This window comes from Lysinibacillus sp. NPDC093692 (assembly GCF_050280125.1).
Classification (GTDB): domain Bacteria; phylum Bacillota; class Bacilli; order Bacillales_A; family Planococcaceae; genus Lysinibacillus.
In genome coordinates, this window is the sequence record NZ_JBNNUW010000052.1 from 1 (window position 1) to 4,643 (window position 4,643).

3 protein-coding genes are annotated in these 4,643 nt (G+C 31.3%); all 3 read right to left on the reverse strand.

All coding sequences use genetic code 11. The features are described from left to right. Positions 1-271: 271 nt before the first annotated feature. The 3 genes from ACQKN4_RS25255 to ACQKN4_RS25265 all read right to left on the reverse strand — a co-directional run bounded on the left by ACQKN4_RS25255 (position 272) and on the right by ACQKN4_RS25265 (position 4,253). A complete protein-coding gene (locus ACQKN4_RS25255; protein WP_079564489.1) occupies positions 272-1,165 on the reverse strand; it encodes a patatin-like phospholipase family protein in 894 nt (297 codons plus the stop codon). Between the two features lie 193 nt (positions 1,166-1,358). Further along, positions 1,359-3,044, reverse strand: coding sequence for a methyl-accepting chemotaxis protein (locus ACQKN4_RS25260; protein WP_427485207.1), 1,686 nt, complete (start codon positions 3,042-3,044; stop codon positions 1,359-1,361). Between the two features lie 36 nt (positions 3,045-3,080). Further along, positions 3,081-4,253, reverse strand: a complete 1,173-nt coding sequence (locus tag ACQKN4_RS25265; protein WP_170939085.1) for an ATP-grasp domain-containing protein — start codon at positions 4,251-4,253, stop codon at positions 3,081-3,083. Positions 4,254-4,643 lie beyond the last annotated feature (390 nt).

Consider the following 4,643-nt stretch of genomic DNA (forward strand, 5'->3'; position numbering starts at 1 on the left):
TGATGTCCAAAATTTTGTTTCGTTCACTAACTCAAGGTTAGCTACTAAAAACTTTATTGATTACGTTTTGCTTGTTCAGTTTTCAAGGTTCATTTATAATTATTATCTCTTTTGTTAAGAGTTAACTTTTATATAATAACATGTTTTATACATAATGTCAAACAGTTATTTTATTTTTGTATTGTTCTAGTTGCATGTTCATCAGCAACTTTTATATAATATCATCTATCTCATAGGACGTCAATAGTATTAATACATTTTTTTAAAAGTTTTATAGCTTATATCTCGGCCATGCTTTTAAAAATTGAATCGTACGGTTTCTTCCGATTTCTAAAAGTGTTTCTTTAGTCTCTTCGTCTAAATCAAATTGTGTGGCGCTATAATCATCAACGGGAATAAAAATAATATCTCTTTCATGTCGTCTTGAAATATATCTTTCATCATGAGCATCTTTCATAGTAGAAAATAAAGCTTCAAATAAATTTAATCCATTTTTAATTTCATGTGGGTGTTGCTCTTCTCTACGTCTACTCAATTTAAGTCCAATAATCGGTCGCACTTTACGTCTTTCTCTATCATCAAATACCCACAATGGAAAATTACTCAATACACCGCCATCTACAATAACTGAATCTCCTTTTCCTGTTTTTAATGTAACGGGTTCAAAGAAAAATGGTATGCCACAACTCATACGTAAAGCACACGCAACCGAAAAATTTTTAGCATCAATATGATATTTTTGTAAATCATCCGGTAACACAATCATTCTGCCATTTGTTAAATCTGAGGCCACTAACTTTAATGAATCTCTAGGTAAGTCTCCGAATGTATAAACTCCTTTTGCTGCTAATTTCTGAAAAAACCATTTTTCTAATGCTTTTCCTTTATATAAACCTAAATGGTGATAAACATTAACCCACTTCATAAATGGTAATGGTAAGATTGTTTTTCTTGGATCTAATAATGAAGGTACATCCAACTCTTCTAACATAGTCTGGATTTCTTTTCCGCTATACCCGGCAGCAATAAAAGCAGCCAATATAGCCCCGGCACTCGTTCCAGCTACCCGTTTAAAGCGAAAATTTTCAGCTTCTAGTACTTGATACGCCCCAACAAGTGCAAACCCCTTCAAACCGCCACCAGAAAAAACACCATCAATCCACAAAATTTCCTCTCCTTTTTAAAGTAATCGTTACATTATATAAAGAGTTATATACAATTAGAACGAACTCAATGAGTATTTTGTCGAATTTACAAATGACTTTGATAGTTGGCATACGGATTTAAAAATAGTAAAAGGATTAGCTCTGTTCAAGTTAGAGCTAATCCTTTTAACTTAGTTAATGTTATTGCTTAGATTACTTAATTTTAAAATGTGCAATTTGACCTTTCAAATTTTCCACCATATCATTTACTTGATTAGCTGTTCCTAGCATTTCTTCCATAAAAGCAGATTGCTCCTGCATAGTTGAAGCAATATTTTGGGTACCTGCTGATGTTTGCTCCAGTGATTGCACAGTTGTCTCAGTAGTCCCTAATACTTGTTCAGAGCTTGCTGATATTTGTTCTACTGTTGAAGCAATTGATTGAGTTCGCATACTAATGTTTGAAATTAGAGATGAGATTTTTTGGAAAGTATCTCCAGCCAATCTTATTGCGACAGTCTCTTGATCAATTTCATCTACAACTCTCGTAATAGCTTCAACCGATTCATTAGAATTGTTTTGCATTTCAGAGATTAATTTAGTTATGTCATTAGCAGATTGGGCAGATTGTTCTGCTAAATGTCTTATTTCATCTGCAACAACAGCAAACCCTTTTCCATATTCACCTGCACGAGCAGCCTCAATAGCTGCATTTAGTGCTAGTAAATTAATTTGATCTGAAATACTTGTAATTACATTTGTAATTTGTCCTACTTCTTTAGATCGTTGATGCATTTGTTCTGTCATTTGCATAGAGGCTTTTGAAAGCTCGTTAATTGAATCAATTCCTTGTACGGATTGTTGAATGACATTATTACCTTGATTGGATTCTTCAGAAGTCTTAATAGATTCGTCAGAGACGTTTGTAGTAGATTCTGTAATTTCTACTATCCCCTCTGATATTTCCCTAATCGCAATTTGATTTTGAATAGCCCCAGTTGTTACCATTTCACTACTTACTGAAACTTCCTGAATTGCTGCTGATACCTGATTAGCCATTTCTGTCACTTGCTCTATACTTTGAGTCAATTCTTTAGACCCGTTTGCTACATAGTCTGCTGTTGAGGATACATGACCTATAACTTCTTTTAGCTGTACTTGCATACTATTAAAACTTGATGCCAGCTGACCAATTTCATCATTACTGGTATTTTTAATTTCCTGTGTTAAATCACCAGCTGCAATTACTTTAGTATAATCTACAAGTTCATTTAACGGTTTAGAAATTCTTTTAGCAGTGAAATATGCTAGTATACCACTTACCACAATAAATATAAGTGCTAATAATACACATACTTTTATTAATAAACTTTCTAGATCAACTATAAAATCTGCATCTTCATCTAATCCTAAGACAGAATCTGTTCCTTGAACTTGTAAAAATGTAGACTTATGAGCGCCGTATTCATCTTTATAAATATCACTTGTAACCATTTTAGTTGTACCTAACGCTGCTTTTTGTTCATCTGTAAACGCTAGTGGTGATAAATACTTATCGTCATTACCTAAAAATAAAATGACTTCTTTATTATCTACTTTACTCATAATATATACATTTTCTAATTCATGCTCTTCTTGAAATGCATTTCCTCTAGACAATAGTTCTTGATATGCACTTTTGTTTGTTTTAGCACTATTGATTAATTCTTTATCAAATAGCTCATCAAAGTCCTCCATTTTCATTGTTAAGCTCTCTTCAAACTGAGGAATAATATACCCTTCAATTAAACGATCAGCTACAATAAAAATGGCTAAGCTAAAAATGGTGCTTATAACAACAATAGGCATTAATACGTTTAATAATATTTTCTTTCTAATTGTCATACCTTTAAACATCATTAACGCTCCTAACTGCAATAGAAAAATTAGTCATTATTAAACAATTACCAATTCTTCTAAAGATATATATTGATTCAAATCTAAATTCAATAACCTTATATTTTCATTTAAATCCGGTGACTTATGGAAGATTACAGCAAATGTAGAACTTTCATTTACTTTCATTGGTCGATATTCTAAAATTTCATCAAAGTTTAGTTTAAACGCTTCATGATTAATAGATACAACTTGCTTACAATCAATAGAAGCATCTAATTCAGCACAACAAAAACTATAAATTGAATCATCCATTTGATTAACTATATTTCCCCAATCAGGCTTTTCTTGTTTGAAAAAGTATTCACATGCGTTTACACCATATGCATGAACGCCAAGTTCATTTGTACCGATACCAGCAAATCTAAGTGGATTTACTTCAATAGGAACAATCTGTTCATCATTATCGATGCGAATTTCAATATGTATTGGGGCAGACTTTAAAGCGAAGAACGATGAAATAGTTCTTAAAAACTCTTGAATTTTACTGAGGGACTCATTTATTACTTGCTTACTCGTATAGTAAATCCTATCGCTCATGTCTTTCTCATGCCTAAACATTCTTTTAAAAAGATTTAGGATAACAGGTTCCCCGTCTTCTGTAAAATATACGTCAACAGCGTATTCATCGCCTTCAATTAATTTTTCAATTATAAATGATTGGCTATTAATAACTTCGATTGGATACTCTGAACTCATAACTTCCATTTCAACCTTAAGTTGTTTAATAGTTTCTTTATATTCTTCTACCTTATCAATACGATGTACACCTATACTTGAATATCCTATAACAGGCTTAACAATAATAGGGAAAGGTAGAGCACTAGGATCTAATTCTTCTAATTCTTTTAGAGAAACTTCTGTGAAAAAGAAATCTTTATAATGTCTACTTAATGTTTTCCTGAAAGTAACTTTATTTTTCAAAATATCTGTAACAGTTGTTAAATAGTGATTAGGCGCATATTTTGATAAAATATTAAGTCCATTTTCAGAGTTAAAGAGAATTGGAGAATTCCCCTTCTCTAATTCAATTAACAAATCGTCTACCTTTTTGAAATTTATAGTAGATTCGTTTGGTATAAAAACTTCATTTAATCTGATTACCGGAATTTTATTCTTACTAATTGTGTCCGCTAATAAGCCCGAAACATAAGGTCTATCTAGTATTATCAATATTTACACTCCTATCTATATATTTTTTACATATCTATATCCTAATAGTATGTAAAAATAACTATTACCTATTTTAATATATAATACCTATAAAAGCCATAATATTACCTTTTAATACTATGGGTAATATTACATCGAAATTAATATGAAAGCATACTGAAATATATAAACACCAATGAGTATATTTAACTATATAAAGATTAACTTTTGCTAAAGTAAATAATTAAAAAAATCGAGAAGCTTAAATTAGCTTCTCGATTTTTTACTATTGGTTAAATACTATTTGTATAATTTTATAAAAAAACAGCCAGCACACAGCTGACTGTTTACATTGCCTAGCGACGTCCTACTCTCACAGGGGGAAGCCCCCAACTACCATCGGCGCTAAAG

Excerpts from the sequence above, each read along its gene's own strand:
- ACQKN4_RS25260 (WP_427485207.1), bottom strand. The coding sequence starts at position 3,044 with ATGATGTTTAAAGGTATGACAATTAGAAAGAAAATATTATTAAACGTA.